The sequence below is a fragment of the Halobacteria archaeon AArc-dxtr1 genome (genome assembly GCA_025517425.1).
Classification (GTDB): domain Archaea; phylum Halobacteriota; class Halobacteria; order Halobacteriales; family Natrialbaceae; genus Halostagnicola.
Genome location: JAOPJY010000002.1, coordinates 447,899 through 467,351, shown reverse-complemented (window position 1 = coordinate 467,351; position 19,453 = coordinate 447,899). Strand labels below are relative to the sequence as shown.

At 63.8% G+C, this 19,453-nt stretch carries 21 protein-coding genes and 1 pseudogene; 10 read left to right on the top strand and 12 right to left on the bottom strand.

Going from position 1 to position 19,453, the window contains the following annotated elements; translation table 11 throughout:
• The first annotated feature begins 41 nt into the window (after positions 1-41).
• The 5 genes and pseudogenes from OB905_11150 (at position 42) to OB905_11130 (ending at position 4,691) form a co-directional block, all read left to right on the top strand.
• Positions 42-1,400 (top strand): methyl-accepting chemotaxis protein, encoded by a 1,359-nt coding sequence (locus OB905_11150; protein ID MCU4926533.1) that lies wholly within the window; start codon positions 42-44, stop codon positions 1,398-1,400.
• Positions 1,401-1,488: 88 nt separating this feature from the next.
• A pseudogene (locus OB905_11145) lies at positions 1,489-1,746 on the top strand (transposase).
• 61 nt (positions 1,747-1,807) lie between these two features.
• A complete protein-coding gene (locus OB905_11140) occupies positions 1,808-1,981 on the top strand; it encodes a hypothetical protein (protein MCU4926532.1) in 174 nt (57 codons plus the stop codon).
• Positions 1,982-2,144: 163 nt separating this feature from the next.
• Positions 2,145-3,200, top strand: a complete 1,056-nt coding sequence (locus tag OB905_11135; GenBank protein ID MCU4926531.1) for an ion channel — start codon at positions 2,145-2,147, stop codon at positions 3,198-3,200.
• Between the two features lie 243 nt (positions 3,201-3,443).
• The gene (locus OB905_11130) at positions 3,444-4,691 is read left to right on the top strand and encodes a hypothetical protein (GenBank protein ID MCU4926530.1); all 1,248 of its coding nucleotides are present in this window, start codon (positions 3,444-3,446) and stop codon (positions 4,689-4,691) included.
• 51 nt (positions 4,692-4,742) lie between these two features.
• Here the strand turns inward: OB905_11130 and OB905_11125 are convergent, their stop codons facing one another.
• Genes OB905_11125 through OB905_11115 form a run of 3 tightly spaced genes read right to left on the bottom strand, consistent with a single transcriptional unit; the run spans position 4,743 to position 6,505 of the window.
• Positions 4,743-4,985, bottom strand: coding sequence for a hypothetical protein (locus OB905_11125; protein MCU4926529.1), 243 nt, complete (start codon positions 4,983-4,985; stop codon positions 4,743-4,745).
• A 58-nt stretch (positions 4,986-5,043) separates the two neighbouring features.
• Positions 5,044-5,703: a TetR/AcrR family transcriptional regulator gene (locus tag OB905_11120; protein ID MCU4926528.1), complete on the bottom strand. Its 660-nt coding sequence runs from the start codon at positions 5,701-5,703 to the stop codon at positions 5,044-5,046.
• Positions 5,704-5,758: 55 nt separating this feature from the next.
• On the bottom strand, positions 5,759-6,505 hold the full coding sequence (locus tag OB905_11115) for a hypothetical protein (protein ID MCU4926527.1): 747 nt from the start codon (positions 6,503-6,505) through the stop codon (positions 5,759-5,761).
• A gap of 189 nt (positions 6,506-6,694) precedes the next feature.
• Here OB905_11115 and OB905_11110 point away from each other — a divergent pair, with 189 nt between their 5' ends.
• Entirely contained in the window at positions 6,695-7,165 is a 471-nt protein-coding gene (locus tag OB905_11110; protein ID MCU4926526.1) for a zinc ribbon domain-containing protein, read from the top strand.
• A 12-nt stretch (positions 7,166-7,177) separates the two neighbouring features.
• Here the strand turns inward: OB905_11110 and OB905_11105 are convergent, their stop codons facing one another.
• Positions 7,178-7,723 (bottom strand): DUF502 domain-containing protein, encoded by a 546-nt coding sequence (locus tag OB905_11105; GenBank protein ID MCU4926525.1) that lies wholly within the window; start codon positions 7,721-7,723, stop codon positions 7,178-7,180.
• Positions 7,724-7,947: 224 nt separating this feature from the next.
• Between OB905_11105 and OB905_11100 the strand changes: the two genes are divergently transcribed.
• Together OB905_11100 and OB905_11095 are read left to right on the top strand one after the other, a co-directional pair.
• A complete protein-coding gene (locus OB905_11100) occupies positions 7,948-8,916 on the top strand; it encodes a methyl-accepting chemotaxis protein (protein ID MCU4926524.1) in 969 nt (322 codons plus the stop codon).
• Between the two features lie 8 nt (positions 8,917-8,924).
• Positions 8,925-9,974, top strand: coding sequence for a PAS domain-containing sensor histidine kinase (locus OB905_11095; protein MCU4926523.1), 1,050 nt, complete (start codon positions 8,925-8,927; stop codon positions 9,972-9,974).
• A gap of 17 nt (positions 9,975-9,991) precedes the next feature.
• On the opposite strand, the gene OB905_11090 is transcribed toward OB905_11095, so the two are convergent.
• The 4 genes from OB905_11090 to OB905_11075 all read right to left on the bottom strand — a co-directional run bounded on the left by OB905_11090 (position 9,992) and on the right by OB905_11075 (position 13,359).
• Entirely contained in the window at positions 9,992-10,384 is a 393-nt protein-coding gene (locus OB905_11090) for a DUF5811 family protein (protein ID MCU4926522.1), read from the bottom strand.
• A gap of 79 nt (positions 10,385-10,463) precedes the next feature.
• Positions 10,464-10,943, bottom strand: coding sequence for a pyruvoyl-dependent arginine decarboxylase (locus OB905_11085; protein MCU4926521.1), 480 nt, complete (start codon positions 10,941-10,943; stop codon positions 10,464-10,466).
• A 115-nt stretch (positions 10,944-11,058) separates the two neighbouring features.
• Complete coding sequence (locus tag OB905_11080; GenBank protein ID MCU4926520.1) at positions 11,059-12,291, bottom strand: proteasome-activating nucleotidase; 1,233 nt, start codon at positions 12,289-12,291, stop codon at positions 11,059-11,061.
• 324 nt (positions 12,292-12,615) lie between these two features.
• The gene (locus OB905_11075) at positions 12,616-13,359 is read right to left on the bottom strand and encodes a bacteriorhodopsin (protein ID MCU4926519.1); all 744 of its coding nucleotides are present in this window, start codon (positions 13,357-13,359) and stop codon (positions 12,616-12,618) included.
• 204 nt (positions 13,360-13,563) lie between these two features.
• On the opposite strand from OB905_11075, the gene OB905_11070 reads away from it, so the two are divergent.
• Positions 13,564-14,172, top strand: a complete 609-nt coding sequence (locus tag OB905_11070) for a hypothetical protein (GenBank protein MCU4926518.1) — start codon at positions 13,564-13,566, stop codon at positions 14,170-14,172.
• Positions 14,173-14,228: 56 nt separating this feature from the next.
• Here OB905_11070 and pepF read toward each other — a convergent pair whose 3' ends face one another.
• From pepF to truA, 3 genes are all read right to left on the bottom strand, one after another.
• Positions 14,229-16,040 (bottom strand): oligoendopeptidase F, encoded by a 1,812-nt coding sequence (pepF, locus tag OB905_11065; protein ID MCU4926517.1) that lies wholly within the window; start codon positions 16,038-16,040, stop codon positions 14,229-14,231.
• Positions 16,041-16,112: 72 nt separating this feature from the next.
• Positions 16,113-16,355, bottom strand: coding sequence for a hypothetical protein (locus tag OB905_11060; GenBank protein MCU4926516.1), 243 nt, complete (start codon positions 16,353-16,355; stop codon positions 16,113-16,115).
• Between the two features lie 71 nt (positions 16,356-16,426).
• Positions 16,427-17,302, bottom strand: a complete 876-nt coding sequence (gene truA / locus OB905_11055) for a tRNA pseudouridine(38-40) synthase TruA (GenBank protein ID MCU4926515.1) — start codon at positions 17,300-17,302, stop codon at positions 16,427-16,429.
• A gap of 122 nt (positions 17,303-17,424) precedes the next feature.
• On the opposite strand from truA, the gene OB905_11050 reads away from it, so the two are divergent.
• On the top strand, positions 17,425-18,912 hold the full coding sequence (locus tag OB905_11050; protein ID MCU4926514.1) for a sulfatase: 1,488 nt from the start codon (positions 17,425-17,427) through the stop codon (positions 18,910-18,912).
• A 12-nt stretch (positions 18,913-18,924) separates the two neighbouring features.
• Here OB905_11050 and OB905_11045 read toward each other — a convergent pair whose 3' ends face one another.
• Complete coding sequence (locus tag OB905_11045) at positions 18,925-19,287, bottom strand: hypothetical protein (protein ID MCU4926513.1); 363 nt, start codon at positions 19,285-19,287, stop codon at positions 18,925-18,927.
• Positions 19,288-19,453: the final 166 nt, after the last annotated feature.

Sequence of the window (19,453 nt, the reverse complement as noted above, 5' to 3'; positions counted from 1 at the left end):
GTAGGCATAATATTAATAATTGTCTGCCACTATGTTAGCATATGTCAAATGAACTGGGGGCTCGGGCTGTCGAGGGAGCCCCTGACACTGAAGTTGAACAAGACGAACTTCCTTCAGAACACTTCAAGCTCGGCCAAGGTGTCTGTGAGATAAGCGAAACAAAAGCCAGGGTGGAGTTGCAGGAACGGACAAAGGAACTCGCATGTGTTAAACGGGCAACCGAGCTTTTCACGGAATTCGACAAACGGACTGAAGAACTCGCCGATATCTACGTTGACGAACTTAACCAGTGGTTCCAGTATCCGGAGGTAACTGAAGCACAAATTCAGGTCGGTGATACAGTCGTTGAATCCCCGGGATACAGGCGAACCGAGCATCCGTTGACCGCGGAAACGACCACCAGTGCAGGAACGCAAATAGCTATCAGGCTCACGTACACCGAACAGCGGCCCGACGAAGACACTGGTCCCTGGCTCACCGAGGAACAGAAACTCCTCGACAAAGTCGTTTCAATTATCAAGTCCTACCAGAACCAGTGGGAACTCAGAGAGGAAGTCGAAACCAAGGTCGGATCTGCAGTCGAAGAAGTCACACAGACTGCAGATGACGTAGCGAATAGTACTGAGGAGATTAGCGAACGCACCCGTTCCCAAGCGAACTCTGCCGAGGAAGTAGCGAGTGAGATTGCAGATATGTCGGCAACAATTGAAGAAATCGCATCGGCTGCCGAAGAAGTAGCCGCGACCAGTAAAAAGGCTGAGACACTCGCTGAAGAAGGGCAGGCTGCTGGGAGAGACGCTGTCGAAAAAATAAAACGTATTGATGACTCTGCGCAGACCGCCGCCGACAACGTGGAGCAGTTAGAGAACCGAATCGATGAAATCGACGAAATAGTCAAAGTCATTAACGACATCGCAAAGCAGACGAATTTGCTGGCATTGAACGCCTCGATCGAGGCTGCCAACGCTGGCGAGGACGGAGATGGGTTCGCCGTCGTTGCAAACGAGGTGAAGAGTCTTGCCGAAGAATCTCAGGAGAACGTTAGTGAGATTGAAGAAATGGTCGGAGATATCAAAGAAGATACGTCTGAGACCGTCTCCAGCCTGCAGCAAACCACCAAGGAAGTTGACCAGGGAATCGAGCAGATTACCGGAGCGATGGACACACAACAAGAGATTGCTCAGTCCGCCCAAGAGGTGTCACAGGGCATCCAGGAAGTATCTGACGTGACGGACGATCAGGCTGCCAGTAGCGAGGAAGTCGCTTCACAAGTTGACAAACTTCTTGAACAATCCAGGCAGATTGCAGATGAAGTAGAAACCGTCGCAGCCGCTAACGAGGAACAGGCCGCGAAAGTCAAGGAAATTAGGAGTACGGTTGGGAACCTGACTAGTGAATAATGGCGCTGTTGGTGGTTGGAAAGACACCAATGACGAGCGAGTGCAAAAGCAGCGGCTCTGCAGGTATACACAATTCTGAGTTTTGGGAGAGGAAACCGATCTCACTGCGAACCTCGTTCAAGAAGCCATCCGACGCGCCGTCCAAGCGACGAAAGGGTGCGTCGAACGGTGGAAACAGGGCAAACGTGTGAGCCAGCCAGAGTTCACATTGTGGAGTCTGCTTTACCATAAGCGAAGCGCCACATTCTACCGGAACAAAGTCTCGCTCTCAACCGTCAACGGGCGTGTTGAGTGTGAATTTGAACTCCCGGCGGACAGCCCGACGCCCTACGAACAGTACGTTCTTATCGGAATGGAACATACTGATCACAGAATTTATTATCCAAATATCCGGACTCTTTGGCAAAATGGATCAGGAGAGGTATCGGAAGGTCGCCGAGGTTGCATTGGTTCTCTTGGGCTTCATACAGGCCCTCTACGGTTACTGGCACTGGGACTATGTGATTCTGATACTCGGACACGTGTACGCAATTATGGGCGGAAGTCTTCTCGGACTGCGGCTCAGGGTCGACGAGCAGTAGAACCGGACACGTAGCTTTTTCCACCTCGGGATTCCTCGCTTCGGTCGGAACCGCTCGGCGCAAAAAGCTACGCTTCGGTGTCTCCGAACGTTATCTTGGTTGCAGTGGATCTACGAACATAGTTCACGTCCCACTGCATCGGAATCAGGACAGTCATGCTGCCGTGTTGATTGTCGTCACCGTCGCAGTCGTCTCGATCGTGACGGGGCTTGCAGCGATGGTAGCCGAGCCATTCCTCGACGGTGAGAGCGTCATCGAACTGCAAACGGCCACGGGATTTAGCACCGTCAGCGTCGGGTTTGCCCTCCTCGCGGCCGCGTGGGGGATGGTCCGTGGATTTCGCCTCGCGTACGTTCTGGCGTTGTTCTTGCTGGTTCTCGCGGCGATGAACGGTATTGCCCAGACCCGCCTCACCGCAATTCCACTCGTCGTCTTCTCGGTGATCGCAACCATCCTTCTCGTTCGATGGGGTCGAGGTCAGTTCGTTCGCTCGACCGCCCTCACGGCGACCCAGACCGGCGCGTTGCTCGCAATCGGCGGCTTCCTCCTGTACGGGACGGTTGGCTCCTACGTCCTCCGAACCGACATCCACGGCGTCGACGGACTGATCGATGGGCTGTACTTCACCCTCGTCACTGCGAGCACCGTCGGCTACGGCGACGTCCACGCGACTACCGAGGCGGGACGCCTGTTCGCCATCACGCTGATTCTCCTCGGGCCGGCGAGCATCCTCGCCGTTGCTGGCTCCCTCTTCGGACCGGCACTCGAGTCCCGCCTCACGCGTGCCGGTGCCCGAGCCACCCGCGCCGACCGATCCCGCGATAAGCACTCACTTCTGTTGCTCGGCAGCGCCGATCTCGGCGAGCGAATCGCCGATGAACTCGCTGAGCAGGCATCGCTTACGGTGGTGACACCTGACGACGACTGGGCGCGGAAGCTCGAGGCCGATGGGATCGATGTCCGTGTCGAGAATCCCGCAGATGACGCGGTCATCGAACGCGAAACTGCTGGAGAGCAGGCTACAATCGTCGTCGCGACTGGGGCCGAGACGACGCCCTATGCCGTCCTCGCAACTCGGCGAGTCGACCCGGATGCGCGTCTCGTTGCTCTCACGCCGTCGGGCCACGAAGCGGACCTCGCCGAAATTGGTGCAGACGCGACGATCGACCCCGAGGGGCTACTCGCCAGGACGACCGCGGCAGCCGCGTTCGGGGAATAAGTCAGCTACAGCGGGCTAGTGATCCAACTCAACGGCGCCGCGGACGGCCCGCTGTTCCGACAGGTGCTTTTGGGACTCACCGAACAAACCCTCTCGGACCTTCCCCTTGTCGAGAACTCGCTGCGTCCCACCGCCCATCCTCCACACCAGATTTCGTAGGGCCGGATAGCGCCTCCGTGGCGTACCGACTTGTGTCACACCCGACGAAAAGATACTCGAACCCCCCCTCCCTACGTGGCGACCGTGCGCGTCGAGATTCGACCCCGAACGGCGGTCGCGTTGCTCTTTGCGGTGTTGTTAGTGACGGTGACGGGGTCGATGGTCGGCGCCGAAATCAGTGACGGAACGGACAGCGAGGAGTTCCAGACCGAGACCCTCGCGGACGGAAGTGAACTGTATCTCTACACCAGTTCGGGCGAGTCCACCGCCCAACGAACGCTGGCGCTCAACCTGCTCGTCTACGGCGACGCGGAGACGACCGAGGACCTGCTTCGCCAGCAGTCTACAGGCGAGTGGGAAGAACTGGACGAGGACGAGGCCGACGTGGGCCACGACGAGGACAGCATCCTCAACGACTCCTCAACCGCGTGGGGCAGTGCCGACGGCTCGGTTCGCTACACCTACATCGATCCACCCGGCGAGGACGGCCGCTGGGTCGACGAATCCTACCAGCTCAAAGACGGCGCCTATCTCGGTGAACGCCATCACATTCGCGCCTACACGGACCCTGCCGACGACAACTGGACGGCGATGCAGGCCCACTGGGAACACTGGGACTGGTTCGAACTGCGCCACTCGGTCCACAGCATCGAGGAGTCACAGTCGTACGTCGAAGCGGAGTTCTTCGACCGCTGGTACGTCGACTCCCTCTCGCGGGAGTGGATGGGCAACGACCGCAGCTCCGACAGCGACGGTTGGATGACCGTCGTCGAGATCGACGAGCGGGCGACGGTGCTGCTGAGTCTCGTCCTGGTCGGATCGTTCGGCGTCCGAGCGCTGACGCGGCGCACGGAGGTCACCAACTGGTGGGAAGACGACGGCGTCCAGGCGACCGTCCGGGCGTTGCTCGTCATTGCCGCCATCGTCGCCGTCTACACGGTGGTGCGGGTCGGCGGTGTGCAGGCCGAGTTGCTGTTCTCCGAGACGAACCCGAAGCTCATCGTCGCCGCCTTCTACCCACTCCTGATCTGTGGACTGCCGATCGTCACCTACCTCAGCGCCCGCCATCTCGACGTCCTGCCGGCGTTTACCGCCGCGGCGATCGGGTTCGTCGTCGCCACGTTTCTCGACCTCGGCGGGCTCGGCGTGACGTCGCTGGCGCTGCAGACGATTATTCACCGGATCTCCCTGGCAGTAGCCCTCGGATTCATCGCCGCCGGCGCCTCGCAGACGGCTCGCTCACCCGTCGCCAGCTTCGGTCACGTCAGAACCGGCGTCTTGCTCTGGCTCGTCGCCGTCGGCGTTCCGCTGTTGCGACACGTTCCGCTGTGAGGGGCTGTACCTGTCCTGTCGACGACAGTCCGTCAGTCCAGGCTCCGACTCTCAGTCCGGGCTCCGATACGGGCGCTCCCAGGTCGGGGTAATACGCGAGTAGAGCACGACGCCGGCGAACAACACGACGTACAGCAGCCAGGTCGGCTGTTCGAGCCAGTCGAAGGCGGCGGTCGCCGTGAACACCCAGACGATCAGCAAGGACAGATCCGCCACGATCCGCCCGCCGTTGTGTTTCGCGTACAGCACGAGCCGGCGGTACCGTGACTCGACCAGCGGCCGATCGCCCTCCATGGCCGATGCACGGCCGTCGGCGAGTAAAGTGTATCGTCCCGGAACGCTCGGCGTCGTCTCAGGCCGACTGTGTCGTCGAATCGGTGGCTTCCGTCTCGTCGGCGGTCGCAAGCAAGGAGTGTTCGATCCGCTGGGTCAGTGCCTCCCGGTTTCGCTCGAGGAGCGCTCGATCTTCGAGCGTCGTGGCCCGTTCTATGATTCCCATCAGCGAAGAGAAGATCAGCTCGGCTCGCTGGCTCGCATCGACGTCGCGGTACCGTCCAGACTCGATTCCCCGCTCTATCGTTTCGGTGAGTGCGTTCAACACGAGCTCGTCGGAGCGGCTGATTTTTTCCTGGTAGGCTCGGTTGTGTGGCGCCTGCGCTCGGATCTCGAAGTACGCCTGCCGGAACTGGAACTGCTCGTCGTTCGACGCCGAGGGGAGGATTCGGTCGAGTAACGCCAGCAGCTGTTCGTGTGGATCCTCGTCAGAGTGGTCGGCCAGATCCTCTTCGAGGCGGTCACAGAGGAAGCCGAAGAAGTCCTCAAGCAGCTCGTCTTTGCTGTCGTAGTGGTAGTAGAGAAGCGATTTGCTCTTGTCGAACTCCGCGGCGATGCGGGCGATCGTCGTCTCCGGATAGCCGTGCTTGCTCAGCGCCCGGTAGGTCGCTTCGATAATCTCGTCGACCGTTTCGCTCGACCCCGACCCGTCGAACCGGTTGTCCCCTTGCTCACTCATATGGGTGGTATTGACCACTGGTGTATATATTCCCGGTGGCTCCGACGGTGTTCGGTCACGGCTCCGGCTCTCGAACCGCGGATCGCGTCCGTGAGACGATGCCGTCGATCCGTGCTCGTTCGACGTCTGTGGCGCCGATCACATCGAGCAACTCCTCGACGGCATCGTCGACGCCGCGGCTGCTGTAGGTGCGGAGGTTGTGCTGTGGCGTTCGAACCGGAGTCGCCGCAGCCGTCGCCCGCGCGCTTCGTTCGATCGACGCCGCGACTGGCCGGTCGGCGCCGCCGAGTACCGCTCCGATCCGGGCTGCGACGCCCGTTATTGGTGCGAACGTCGTGGCGTCCGGGCCGCCCTCGTTCTCGGCGAGACGCTCGTAACTGTGGATCGACGCCCGCGAGAGATGGCGACAACAGCGACTCGTCGTCTCCGGCTCCTCGACCGCCGCCGAGAGCCGGGCGAACGCCTGTGCCTGGAGCAGGTCCCCGTCGAGGATCGCCGCGATGGTGTTTCCGTCGTACGGTGACTGGGCGGCGGGTGCGTCGAGCGCTCCCTTCACTCTCGGGATCGCGTGGAGGTACTGGTGGAGCCACGCCAGTTCGACGGCGACTGCGGCGTCGAGTGCCGTCTCGGTGGCGACCTGCCGATCAGTGAGGTCGGCTATTTCGAGCAACAGCTGTCCTGGGAGCCTGTTCGGGACGTCCGCCGTGATGACGCTCGATACGCGCTCACAGCCGCCCTCGCCCTCGAGGACCTCGAACAGGCGCTGATCGAGCCGGCCATCGTACCGTTCTCGCTCGTTCATGCGCGTTGACTGGTGACCAACTATTCAGTCAGACTGGTTAATACTTCTCGTTACGATGTGTGTCCCGCCGCTGGCACTAGCTGACTGAATGATCAGTCGGCACTTCTCTCTATGGGATCCTCGACAGGCCACCCTGATTCGTATCGGTAGAGAGTAAGGGTTAGTACTGACTGGACATTCAGTTATGGTATGGGGACGCAGCCGTCACAGAAACGACCGTGGTTGGCCGCTGGACTCGGGCTTCTCGTGACCGGGCTCGGGCAGGCGTATCTCAGACGGTGGCTGCGCGCGGCCGGGTGGCTCGCCCTCGCGATGCTCATCGGCGGCCTGTTCGTCCCCACGTCTGCGATCACTGATCCGGGCGGGGCGTCGTTCTGGGACATCGCGCCGGTCTCGATCGTTGGCGGGTTGAGCATGCTCGACGCGTATCTCCTCGCGCGACGACACAACGCTCGCACGCCCGTCGTCGAGTCGGATGGAGAGACAGTGGACGATCCGTACACATCGGACGATTCACACGCGCCGGACGATCCGCACACACCGGTCGATCCGCACGCATCGGAGACGGTGGCACGGTGTCCAGCCTGTAACCGTGAACTCGACCCCGAGATTTCGTTCTGTCAGTGGTGTGCGACCGAGCAGACTGACTCGACGGCGTGAGTTCGTCGCGACTCAGCCGGCAAATCCGGCGGTCACGACGCGGACGACTGCCCGTCCGGTCGACTCGTCGGTCTCGATCACATCCTCTTCGGCGACGCTGAGAACGAAGCCACTGACCGCCGTCGGTGGCGACAGCGGTACGTAGACCGTCACCTCGCCGTCGACCGGTTCCGGATCGGCGACGAACCCGGTCATTCGGAGGTCGTCCCACATCTCCACTTTCACCGATTCGACCGTCGCCCGGTTTTCGACGACCGCTTCCAGGGCGGTCTTCGAGCCGTTATAGACGACCCGCAGCCCCGGAACCCGGTCGGCCGTACTATCCATGGTCGACGTCAGGATAACGCCAAACAGCGACCGGGAGATGTGGCCGGCGACGACGAGCAGCCCACCGAGTGTCAGCACTGTCACGATCACGCGAAGAGCCGCTGGTTCGATCAGTTGCACCGCTGGCAGTCCCGCGACCAGTCGGTACAGATACCAGCCCACGAACGCAGTCACTCCTATCGGTAAGATCACGACCAGCCCGCTCAGAAACTGCCGCTTTAGGTTACCCACCGCTCCTCCCGTCGCCACCGCTCCTCTCGACAGGTGCCGAGTGGCCGTCGGTTGCTGTCCGTCGTCGTCGGCTACTCGTCTCCGGCCCTCGCGTCCGTCTCCACCGCATCGCCCTGACTATCTAGTCAGCCGCGTAAAATCCTATCGCTCTGTACGTCCGCGTTCAATCCCCACCAGTCTAGTTTGGGATAAAGATTAATGTAAGCGCCTGACTATCGATGGCTGTGACACAACAGTCTCTCGACGACGAAGAGGCCGTCGAGGACATCGATACGGACGATATGTCCGACATCGATGCCGACACGACGTACGAGAACGAGGCGACACGCCAGATCCAGTCCTCTCTCGCACAGTTGAGCGATACGACCGTCGAGATCGACGGCCGACTCACCGAGATCCACTCGGAGGCCCAACAGCAACACGAGTCCGTCATGCAGGTCGCCAACGAGACGTCGAACCTGTCGGCGGCCGTCGAGGAGATCGCCTCCTCCTCCGAGGAGGTCGCCTCCGGCGGGGAGCAGGCCCGCGAACTCGCCGAAGCCGGCCAGGAGTCGGCGACCGAGATCAGCGAGGCGATGGCGGGGATCCAGGCGGCTGCTGACGACGTTGCAGACGACGTGCGGACGATCCGCGACAGCGTCCAGCAGATCGACGAGATCGTCGAAGTGATCAACGAGATCGCCGACCAGACGAACATCTTAGCGGTCAACGCCTCGATCGAGGCGGCCCACGCCGATGAGGCGGGCGCCGGCTTCGCCGTCGTCGCCTCAGAGGTCAAATCGCTCGCCGAGGACTCGAAAGAGCACGCGACGGAGATCGAGCGGATGGTCGAGACCGTCCAGGAGAACACCGACGCCGCCGTCGATAATCTCGAAGAGAACAACGAGCGGATCGAACAGGGAAGCGACGCCGTCGATGAGGCCGTCGACATCTTAGACGAGATTCACGACGCCGTCAACGAGGTCTCGGCTGGCATCGCCGAGGTCGCCGATGCGACCGACCAGCAGGCGGCGAGCACGGAGGAGGTCGCCAGCATGGTCGACCAGACCGTCGCGAGCGCCGAAACGGTCGCCGAAGAGACCGGCAGCATCGCCGAGGTCGTTCAGACTCAGACCGAACATATCGAGGACATCGACCAGACGCTCGCCGATCTCGACGATGCGTTTGGCCCAAACCCCGATCCGGCTCGGTGATCGGCCGGATGAGTCGCTCCGCCGACGTTCGGTTGCCCGCCGCCTTCGATGATCTCGATACCGGGATCACGCTTCACCACGGGGAGACGGCCGCTATTTTGGACGGGAACGACGCCCTTTCGCGCCTCTATGGCTACTCTATCGAGGAGTTGCGCGGGATGGAGATCGAAGATTACACCGCACCCACGACGACGTATACCCAAGCGCGTGCGGTCAGTCAGATCCGTGACGCCGCCGAGGGGGAGTCCCAGGTGTTCGAGTGGCAGATCCAACGCGCCACCGGCGAGCTCCGGTGGGTTCGGGTCCACCTCAACCCGACGACGATCGACGACACTCGATGCGTGCTCGCCGAGATCCACGATATCACTACCTACCGCTCCCAGGAGCGACGGCTTCGTCTGTTGAACCGCGTGATCCGACACAACTTGCGAAACGAGATGACCCTCCTCGGTGGCTACGCTGACCAGATCAAGTCGGCCGTCGAGGACGACCGCCTCGAAGACATCGCCGAGACGGTCGTCGACATCGCCTACGAGATCGGCTCGTTGAGCGACTCGGTCGGCCAACTCGAAGCGATTGCCAGCCCAGATGCGACGGATCGGTCCCCGACCGATCTCACGGCCGCCGTCAGGTCCGCTGCTGAGGAGGTCGCCACAGCCCACCCCGACGCCGACGTGGCGATCTCCGCGTCCGAGCCGGTCTGGGTCGTGGCCGATGACGGTATCGAGTACGCGATCACCCATGCCGTCGAAAATGCGATCGTCCACAACGACCGCGACGCGCCATCGGTCTCGGTTACGGTGACGGACGAGCCAGCCTCCGGTCGGGCTATCGTTCGCGTCGTCGACGACGGGCCACCGATTCCCGCCGTCGAAACCGAGGTCCTCAATCAGGACGTAACGGCCACCGAGGTCTACCACGGCTCCGGGATCGGTCTCTGGATCATGCAGTGGTGTGTGACCTCCCACGGCGGGGATCTGACGTTCGAAGAGAACGACCCGCGAGGAAACGTCGTTCGGTTTTCGCTGCCACGAACCGAGCCGCCGACAGACGACTGACTCGCCGCGCTCGCAGACTACTTCGCGGTCGGCTGGACGCCGTCTCCGACCGCCTGTTTGACCTGTAAGGCGGCGCTCGCGGCCAGCCCGCGGGCGACCTCGTCGCGGTCGGTCGCATCGATCAGCTCTTCGGGCGTCTCCTCGAGATCGGGGGCGAACCCGGCGCTGACGGGGTGGCCGATCGGCGGGCGGACGGCGACTACGACCTGTGGCCCAGCCGTTCCTTCGGAGACGTCTGCGTCGACTGTGTACTCGCTCGGGAGGAGCGCACGTGTCCGGTCGGCGATCTGTGTGACCGCCTGCTGGAGCGAGCGCCGTTCTCCCGTCGAAAGGTCCGGTCTGTCCGCCGCGGCACGCTGTCCGGCACCCGATACTCCCGGCAAGCCCGCGTACGGCGTATTTCCGTTCATCAGAAATCAGTACCACTTCATCGGTCCGGGACGTAAAAAAGCGTTCGTCTTCCGACAATGGAGGTGGGGTTCGCTCTCGTCAGACGATCGGCTCGCTCTCGCCGTACACCGCCAGTACGAGGCTCGTCGTGTACTCCCCGTCGCTTGCATCCGTACTCTCGACGTGGACCGTCGACTCGCCGAACGGCCAGTCACGAAGCGCCGCGCCGGCTTCGAGTCCGGCCTCGACGCGGCGCTCGACGTCGTCGGGATCGGTGTCGTCTGCGACTTCGTAGAACAACCCTGGCCCGTCCCCCGCCGATCGCACCCAGCCGAGCCCGGCGCTGATTTGGCCCGCCTCGCCGGTCGTCGCGCGCCCCTCGACGACCGTCAGTCGCTCACCCGCCGGTCCCAGATCCGGCGCGGTTCCGACCGCCTCGAGGGGGACGTCGGCCGGAATCACCGAGGAGACAGAGACGAGGTTGTAGTTCTCCACGCCGGCGTCGGCGAGGGCGGCGTCGTACGAGGACATTGCCGTCGGCCCCGTGGCACTGCCCCAGACGATTCGAATGCTGCTCATACCCGTCTTCGGAGACCGACGGCGTAAGGGCTTGCGATCTGGACCGAGGCGTCGACTCGAAGCGGACGAATTGCTGGCCGGTTCAGTGTTCGAAGCGGACGAATTATCAGCCGGTTCAGTAGTACATCGCGCCGGCAGAGGAGACAACCTCGCTCGCGTCGTCGGCTTCGATCTTCTCAATCGCCTCGACGAAGTCCTGGTGGTGGACTTCGTTGCGGTCGTTACGGATGGCGAACATCCCCGCCTCCGTCGCCAGGCTCTCCATCTCCGCGCCGGAGTAGCCGTCGGTCTCGCCCGCGAGTGCAGCGAAGTCGACGTCGTCGACGACGTTCATCTCGCGGGTGTGGATCTCGAGGATGCGCTCGCGACCCTCGTGGTCCGGTTCGGGCACCTCGATGAGGCGGTCGAAGCGACCGGGGCGGAGGATCGCCCGATCGAGCATATCGAAGCGGTTAGTCGCGGCGATGATGCGGATGTCGCCGCGGGCCTCGAAGCCGTCCATTTCACTCAGGAGCTGCATCATGGTGCGCTGGACCTCGGCGTCGCCGGAGGTCTTCGACTCCGTGCGCGTCGTCGCGATGGCGTCGATCTCGTCGATGAAGATGATGGCGGGCTCGCGCTCGCGGGCCATCTCGAAGAGGTCCCGCACGAGGCGAGAGCCCTCGCCGATGAACTTCCGGACGAGTTCGGAGCCGGCCATCTTGATGAAGGTGGCGTCGGTCTCGTTGGCGACGGCCTTTGCGAGCATCGTCTTCCCCGTGCCGGGGGGCCCGTAGAGCAAGACGCCGCTTGGCGGATCGATCCCGACCTCTTCGAACAGCTCCGGCTCGGCGAGTGGCTGTTCGACCGCCTCGCGAACCTCCTGGACCTGCTCGTCGATCCCGCCGATATCTGCGTAGGAGACCTCGGGGCGCTCGGTGATCTCCATCGACTGGGCGCGCGCGTCGGTCTCGCTCGTCAGCGCCTGCTGGATCGCAAAGGAGTCGTCGACGGCGACGCGGTCGCCGTTGTCGATCTGGTCGGCCAGCCCGGGTGTGACCTCCGTGAGCACCTCCTGGTTGTTGCCGTGTTGTTTGACGACGACCTCGCCGTCGTCGAAGACGTCCTCGACCGTCGCGACGTACAGCGAGGAGCTCTTTAGCGTCTCGTTTTCTCGCTCGATCTGTGCGGCGTCTTCTCGGAGCTGCTCTCGACGCCGCCTGGCGCTCTCGAGTTGCTCTGTGAGCTGGGACTTGACCTCGCGCAGCTCCGTGAGGTGCTCCGAGAGCGCGTCGAGTCGCTCCTCGTCGGGGAGATCTGGGTCGATATCGCGGTGGGGGCGATCGGGCAGCGACGGGCTTCGAGACATCGTGCTGTACCCCGATAAGATACGCACGGTAAATGTGCCTTTGGGTCGCGGTGGGATTTCGCTGTGGCGCTCAGACGGCTTCGGTTCACTGCTCGCCGCCGTGGCGCTGCCCGATCGTGGTGCGAAGCGGTATGTCGGCGATGGCCACGCGGGGTCGCGTTTTCGCGTGTGGTGGCGACTCACAACCTGTTCGAGTTGGCCGCTTTCGCTTGCTACTCGGCTCGTGGCTCCCGCCGTCGTACGACGGTGCCCCATCGGTCGGGCCTCTGGACGCCGCACCCAGGGCCTCGACTCGCGCCACTCGGTACTGCGGTCGATTCGACCTCAACTTGCGGACGCCGTCTGCCCTGCCGTTGGCGTCTGCGTGACGGCGCGCTCGAGTATTGCATGGCTGCGCAGCAGGAGCAGCCCGAAGCCGACCTTCGCAGTCAGATCGAGGGCCATGAACGCTGCGGTCTCCCAGTACAGCGGGAGGATGCCGATGGTCCCCTCGGTCCCGAGGATCCAGACCACGGGGTACAGCAGCCACACTGCGATGAGCAGGTTACGGAGCTGACCGAACAGCGAGCGCACTTCCGGGGACTGGGCCTGCGCGCGCTCGGAGAGGGTTCCGACGAGGACGTACAGCAACACGAGCAGGAAGCCGGTGCTGATGCCCCACCACGCGATGCGGGTGCCGGTGGTCGCCGCGAACGCTCCCATGGTGCCGGTCCCAATCATGAGCACGTCGAGGCCGATCAGGGTCCCAATCGTGTTGCGATCGGCCCCGGCTAACAGTGCGAGATCGAGCAACAACAGCGGCGTCGTGAAGATCCAGTCAGCGTAGCGCGCCCAGTAGATGATAACCGCATCGTCACCGACCGTCACCTCAGTGACGCCGAATCCGGTTGCCATCGCATAGTACATCACCGCCGCGATAGCGGTGATGAAGATCGTGATGATGTAGAACTGCTGCATCTTCGGATCGCGGACGCCGCGTCCACGCCCGACGAAGTACAGTGTTCCGAGGGTCATTCCGATCGTTCCGATCCACAGCCAGAGTGATTCCGGTCCAACAAGTTCAGACATTATTAGGAATAGGTCGTCGGCGTATATTACTATATCACCTAACGGAATAATCTAGTCGTTCGTGTATCTCAGGTGTTCTGACAACGAATTGAAAACCGCAGCGTATATCTGGGTGGTCTGTGTCCGCCAACCTGAACCGATGGCCGGCAGTGTCGACTCGACAGATCAGGCAGCCTCCGGCCGTCCTCACGTCCCCCTTCGACCATGTCCTCGACTGACCCGGACGATCCAATCGCGGACGCCCTTCTCGGCGACTCAACCTACGAACGCCTCCGCGTACAGCGCTATGCGCTGATCAAGCAGCGGATTCCCCGGAAGCTTCGCTGGCAGGGCGGGCTGCTGTTGATGCTCGCACTCATCGTCCCGATCACGGCAACCTATCCGGCGTCGGTGCAGGCGGTGTTCCCCAGCGACGATCCGCTGTGGTCGTCCCCGCTGGTGCTCTGGCTCGGCGTGTACGCCGGCGTGATCCAACTCGCGACCGCGGCGACGCTCACCGCGGTCGCGGTCGTCCGCCGTCGTGGCGACGCCACGTTCTCGGAGTCACAAGTCCGGACGCTCCTGAACGTCGAGGACGTCGCCTCGATGTTCGGGCTGGTAACCGGCGGCTTCGCCGTCCTCCTCACGGTGGCGTTCTTCCTATTCGGGCACATGGGAGCTGAAACTGTCGCCGAATTCGTCACTGCTGCGCCCCAGAACCCGTACGGACAGACCGCCGTTTCGGTCCCCGTGATCGTCGTCGGCACCGCCGCCGCGATCGGCGCCGGGCTGGTTTACCTCACCGGTCGAGTACTCACTCTCGATTCTCCGTGACTGGGTGTCCGAGGGCGTTCTCGTGCGAGGGCGTGTGGTGGCCGTGCTCTACCGGCTCATTCGAGGAGCGTTTCGAACTCCTCGAGGCGGTCACCGTACGTCGCGAGCGCGCGCGCTATCGGCTCGGATGTACTCATATCGACGCCGGCGATCGCTAAGAGCTCGAGGGGGTACTCGCGGCTCCCACGTCGGAGGAACTCGAGGTAGTCCGTGGCCGCCTCGTGGTTGGGATCGCCGCCGGCGCCGTCGGGGAGGATGCCGTCGACGATCGCCAGCGCCGCGGCGATCCCGGTCGCGTACTGGTAGACGTAAAACGCCCGGTAGAAGTGCGGGATGCGCATCCACTCGCGGGCGATGCGGTCGTCGATCACGGCGGGCTCGTAGTACTCCGATTTCAGGCCCCGGTAGAGTTCGTCGAGTCGGTCTGCCGTGAGCGGCTCGCCCGCCTCCTCGAGTTCGTGAGCGCGGTGTTCGAACTCGGCGAACAGCGTCTGGCGGTACAGCGTCGACCGCACCCGCTCGAGAAACTCGTTTAAGACGTGTTTTCGCAGGGTCGGATCGTCGACGGTTTCGACCAGATGGCTCGTCAGCAGCGCCTCGTTGACCGTGCTCGCGACCTCGGCGACGAAGATTTCATAGCCCGAGTAGACGTAGGGCTGGGCCTCCGTCGCCAGCTCCGAGTGCATCGAGTGGCCCAGCTCGTGGGCCAGCGTGTACATCGAGGAGACGTCGTCCTGGTAGTTCATCAGGATGAACGGCTGGGTGTCGTAGGTCCCTCCCGAGTAGGCACCGGACTGTTTCCCCTCGTTCTCGTAGACGTCGACCCAGCGCGACTCGAGCCCCTCGGCGACGCGGGACTGGTAGTCTTCCCCGAGTGGCGCCAGCGCGTCGACGACGTAGTCAGTCGCCTGCTCGTAGGCGATGTCGGGCCCCTCGTCGCCAGTCAGGGGCATGTAGAGGTCCCACATCTGGAGCTCGTCGACCCCGAGTGCCGCCTGTTTCAACTCGGTGTGGCGGTGGAGCTTTCCGAGGTTCTCTCGAACCGTCTCGACGAGGGTGTCGTAGACAGAGACGGGGACGTTCGGGCCGTCGAGGGCGGCCTCGCGCGCGGTGTCGTAGTGGCGTGCCTGGGCCGTCTTGACGTCGGCTTTGACGCTGTTTTTGTACGTCGCGGCGACCGTGTTGCGCATCGTCTCCCACTCGTCGAAGTAGTTCGCGTAGACGCGTTCGCGAAACGCTCGCTCCGGGCGCTTGAGGAGGTTCGTCAGGTTACTCTGGGTGATCTCGACCGCCTCGCCGTCCGGATCTTCGACGACCGGAAACTGCATGTCTGCGTTCGAGAGCATATTGTAGACCTCGCCGGTCGCACCCGTCACCTCGCTCAAATCGGCCAGCAGGGCCTCGACCTCCGCCGAGCGGGTGTGGGGTTTCATCCGCAACACGTCGTCGACGTAGTGCTCGTAGGTTTCGAGGGCCGGCTCGGTTTCGACCATCGCCTCGAACTCCTCGCGGGAAAGCGCCTGGAGTTCGGGATCGATGAACGATGCCGCAGACTGGGCGTCGGCGGCCAGCGACTGGGCGCGTGCGGCCATCGCCTGGTACGCCTGGTCGGTCGTATCCTCGTCGCTGCGCATCCGGGCGTAGGCGGCGACCGTCGACACCTCTCGCATAACCGTATCCCGACAGTCGAGGACGGCCAACAGCGTCTCGGCGTCCGCCGTCGTCTCCCCCTCGTAGGCGGCGAGTTCGTCGACGCGCTCTTGGGCCGCCTCGTAGGCTGCCTCCCACTCCTCGTCGGTCGCGTAGATGCTCTCGAGATCCCACGTATACTCCCGGTCGATCTCGGAGCGCTCCGGCACGGAACTCATAGCCCGCAGTTCGGAACGGACGCGGTAAAGGATACCGGACGCCTGCGGGGGTGGCCCCGGGTTGCGGGCCGACTATCCGCGCATCTCGGCGTCGACGGCGATGCGGACGGTCCGGCCGAGCCCGAGGATGACGAGGTAGCAGGCGGCGAGGACGGTTGCGACCAGCAACACCACTCCGAGCCCCGTCGCGCCGGCTTCGGGGTGGGCAAGCAGCGGTGCCGTCACGAGGTAGCCGACGGCCCCGAGGAGGACGCCGCCCGCGACGCGAAGCGAGGCGCGCCAGTAGGCGCCGTACTCCTCGGGTGAGAGCTCCATACCGGCCCCTCACACCCCGTTCCCAAAAGCCCCCTGCTCGCGGACGCCTTCCGCCGACCTGGGCCCGGCTGTCAGTGTCGACGGTCGATTCCGTCACACAGCGTCCCCGAGACGCGGGCGCCCGTCCGGCGCTCGATCCGATCCTGACGGAAGACTGCCCGTGCGCTCGCAGCCGCCGCCGCGTCGACCGTAAAGGAGACCTCCGGATACGTTACGTCGGTCAGCACGAGCGGCTCGGGCGGGGCCGGCGCGATCCCCTCGTGGCCCGGCAGCGGCTCCGGTGAGAGCACCCGATCGATGGCCGCCGGCGACCGCCAGCCGGCTCCGACCGCGCGGACGAGCGAGATCACGCGTCGGACCAGCTCGCGACAGAAGCCGCCCGCCGCAATCTGGATGCGGAGGTAGGGCCCGTCACGCGCCGTCGTAAACGCAAGCGTCCGCTCGGTGTTCCGGTCGTCTGGCGTCAGGTTGTGCAGGTCGTGCCGGCCCGAGAGCGCGTCGAGTGCGGTCCCAATCCGGTCGTCGTCGACCGGCGGATACGCCTCCTGAGACGCATCTTCCTCCTCGTTTTCCGCGACGCCATCCGCCTCGGGTGCGTACAGCTCGTAGGTGTACTCCCGGCGAACCGGATCGTGGGTCGCGTGGAACGTCTCCGGGACGTCGGCGGCCGCCCACGCCCGGACGTCTGCGGGCAGCTCTGCGTTCATCGCCCGGGGGGTGAGCCAGTCGGGGCCCGCCACCGAGACGGTCTGGGCCAGCGCGGAGACGCCGGCGTCGGTTCGCCCGGCAGCCGCATACCCCACCGGCTTCGCGGCGTCGGCCGCGAGCACGTCGAGCCGTTCCAGCGCCCCAAAGAGGGCGTCCTCGACGGTTGGTACGTCCGGCTGGCGCTGGAAGCCGTAGTACGCCGAGCCGTCGTAGGCGATCCGGTAGGCACGCATGCTCACCTCCAGGACCGTCGCCGTGTTAGCTCCGTCGACTGACTGTTCGTCCCCACCCCGAGTGCGACCACGAACCTGCATGCTCCGGGGCGGTGACCATATCTCCGGGAGCCGGAGGGGGCCCCACGATGACAGCTCCCGATAGTGATCCCGACTCACATGGCCACGTGCGGAACGTCGTGGTGATCGTCTTAGACACCGCCCGCAGCCGAAGCGTCTCCGACCGGACGATGCCAACGCTCTCGGCGATCGGCGACGCCGGAACGACGTTCGATCGCGCGTTTGCGACCGCCCCCTGGACGCTTCCGTCTCACGCCTCGCTGTTTACCGGCACCTACCCCAGCGAACACGAGACCCACGGATCGAACCCCCATCTTACCGACTCGTTGCGGACGCTGCCGGAGGCGTTCGCCGACGCCGGCTACGAAACCGTCGGCGTCTCGAACAACACCTGGATCACCGAGGAGTTCGGCTTCGATCGCGGCTTCGAACACCTCCGGCGCGGCTGGCAGTATATCCAGTCCGACCACGACATGGGCGCGGTCGTCAGAGGCGAGGACCTTCGCGAGAAGCTCCAGGCGACGCGCGACCGCCTCTTCGAGGGCAACCCTCTCGTCAACGCCACCAACATCCTCTACAGCGAGTTGCTCCAGCCGGCGGGCGACGACGGCGCCGACCGAACCAGCGGCTGGATCGAATCCTGGCTCGACGGCCGCGACGACGACCGCCCGTTTTTCCTCTTTTGTAACTACATCGAACCCCACGTCGAGTACGACCCGCCCCGTGAGTACGCCGAACGGTTTCTGCCCGATGACGCGAGCTACACCGAGGCGACCGCCATCCGCCAGGATCCGCGGGCGTTCGACTGTGGCGACTACGCGCTTGACGAGCCTGAGTTCGCCATGCTGCGTGCGCTCTACCGAGCCGAGCTTGCCTACGTCGACACCCAGATCGCCCGCCTTCGGGAGGCGCTCGTGGCGGCCGGCGAGTGGGAGGACACCCTCTTTGTCGTCTGTGGCGACCACGGCGAGCACGTCGGCGAACACGGCTTTTTCGGCCACCAGTACAATCTCTACGACACGCTGTTGCACGTTCCGCTGGTGGTCCACGGCGGCCCCTTTACCGGCGGCGGCGACCGCCGCGATCTCGTTCAGTTGCTCGATCTGCCCGACACGCTGCTCGCGGCGACGGGGGTCGACGATCGCTTCTCCGAGCAGAGCCACGGCCGCTCGCTTCTTCCCGGCTCGGACGACGCGGCTCGCGAGGCTGTCTACGCCGAGTACGTCGCACCACAGCCGTCGATCGATCGGCTCGAGGCCCGGTTCGGCACGGTGCCCGAACGCGTCCGCTCGTTCGACCGTCGGCTCCGCGCCGTCCGCACGGAGTCCCACAAGTACGTCTGTGGCGACGACGGGTTCGAGCGCTTCCACGACCTCGATCGCGATCCCGACGAGCGGACGAACCGCCTCGAAACCGGTCCGGAGCCGTCTCGGGTCGATGCGCTCCGGCGCCGTCTCGAGGGCCGCTTCGACGGCTGGACGCCCGAGACCGCGGCCGACGATGTCGCGATGCGGTCGGGGACGAAACAGCGTCTGGCCGACCTCGGGTATCTCTAATCGGCGGCGGCCTCAGGGCTCTCGAAGCCGCCGGATCCAGATTGGTTCCCGGTCGTCGAGCACCACGAGCAGCCGGTCGCGTTCGGCCAGACACGGATACTCCGCGGCCGGAAGGACGAGCTGGTCGACGGTTCGCCCGTCTTCTTCGAGGAGGATCACGACGTGGGCGCCGTCGACGACGCGGTCGACCGTCGCCACGTACGCGCCCGGACGGTTTGCGACCGCCGTCGGGACCGGTGGTCGGTCGTCACAGACCGCCGTCGCCTGTTCGTCGGGCGTTCTCGATGCGCCGGCGCTGCCGACAGCACCCAGCCCGAGACCGACGGCACCGATGCTTCGAAGAACCGTTCGTCGCGCAACTGTTGTGCGGTCCATGCCCCGCTTGGCCGCGAATTCGTATATAAATCTGCGCCGCCCGCGATCTCGCGACTCCGCCATCCCCGATCCCGTGACTTTCCGATCCCCGACTACGGAAGTAGTTAGCTCCGACTTGAACAGTGTCCTAATCGTTTAGTAGTCCTACGTGTATCGGATCATATGA

What these genes read in the sequence shown, in the direction of transcription:
- OB905_11080 (MCU4926520.1), bottom strand. Translation starts at nt 12,291, where the DNA reads ATGTCTCGAAGCCCGTCGCTGCCCGATCGCCCCCACCGCGATATCGAC.
- OB905_11045 (MCU4926513.1), bottom strand. Translation starts at nt 19,287, where the DNA reads ATGGACCGCACAACAGTTGCGCGACGAACGGTTCTTCGAAGCATCGGT.
- OB905_11090 (MCU4926522.1), bottom strand. Translation starts at nt 10,384, where the DNA reads ATGAACGGAAATACGCCGTACGCGGGCTTGCCGGGAGTATCGGGTGCC.
- OB905_11095 (MCU4926523.1), top strand. Translation starts at nt 8,925, where the DNA reads ATGAGTCGCTCCGCCGACGTTCGGTTGCCCGCCGCCTTCGATGATCTC.
- OB905_11140 (MCU4926532.1), top strand. Translation starts at nt 1,808, where the DNA reads ATGGATCAGGAGAGGTATCGGAAGGTCGCCGAGGTTGCATTGGTTCTC.
- OB905_11110 (MCU4926526.1), top strand. Translation starts at nt 6,695, where the DNA reads ATGGGGACGCAGCCGTCACAGAAACGACCGTGGTTGGCCGCTGGACTC.
- OB905_11050 (MCU4926514.1), top strand. Translation starts at nt 17,425, where the DNA reads ATGACAGCTCCCGATAGTGATCCCGACTCACATGGCCACGTGCGGAAC.
- OB905_11085 (MCU4926521.1), bottom strand. Translation starts at nt 10,943, where the DNA reads ATGAGCAGCATTCGAATCGTCTGGGGCAGTGCCACGGGGCCGACGGCA.
- OB905_11075 (MCU4926519.1), bottom strand. Translation starts at nt 13,359, where the DNA reads ATGTCTGAACTTGTTGGACCGGAATCACTCTGGCTGTGGATCGGAACG.
- OB905_11115 (MCU4926527.1), bottom strand. Translation starts at nt 6,505, where the DNA reads ATGAACGAGCGAGAACGGTACGATGGCCGGCTCGATCAGCGCCTGTTC.
- OB905_11150 (MCU4926533.1), top strand. Translation starts at nt 42, where the DNA reads ATGTCAAATGAACTGGGGGCTCGGGCTGTCGAGGGAGCCCCTGACACT.
- OB905_11120 (MCU4926528.1), bottom strand. Translation starts at nt 5,703, where the DNA reads ATGAGTGAGCAAGGGGACAACCGGTTCGACGGGTCGGGGTCGAGCGAA.
- pepF (MCU4926517.1), bottom strand. Translation starts at nt 16,040, where the DNA reads ATGAGTTCCGTGCCGGAGCGCTCCGAGATCGACCGGGAGTATACGTGG.
- OB905_11070 (MCU4926518.1), top strand. Translation starts at nt 13,564, where the DNA reads ATGTCCTCGACTGACCCGGACGATCCAATCGCGGACGCCCTTCTCGGC.
- OB905_11125 (MCU4926529.1), bottom strand. Translation starts at nt 4,985, where the DNA reads ATGGAGGGCGATCGGCCGCTGGTCGAGTCACGGTACCGCCGGCTCGTG.
- OB905_11060 (MCU4926516.1), bottom strand. Translation starts at nt 16,355, where the DNA reads ATGGAGCTCTCACCCGAGGAGTACGGCGCCTACTGGCGCGCCTCGCTT.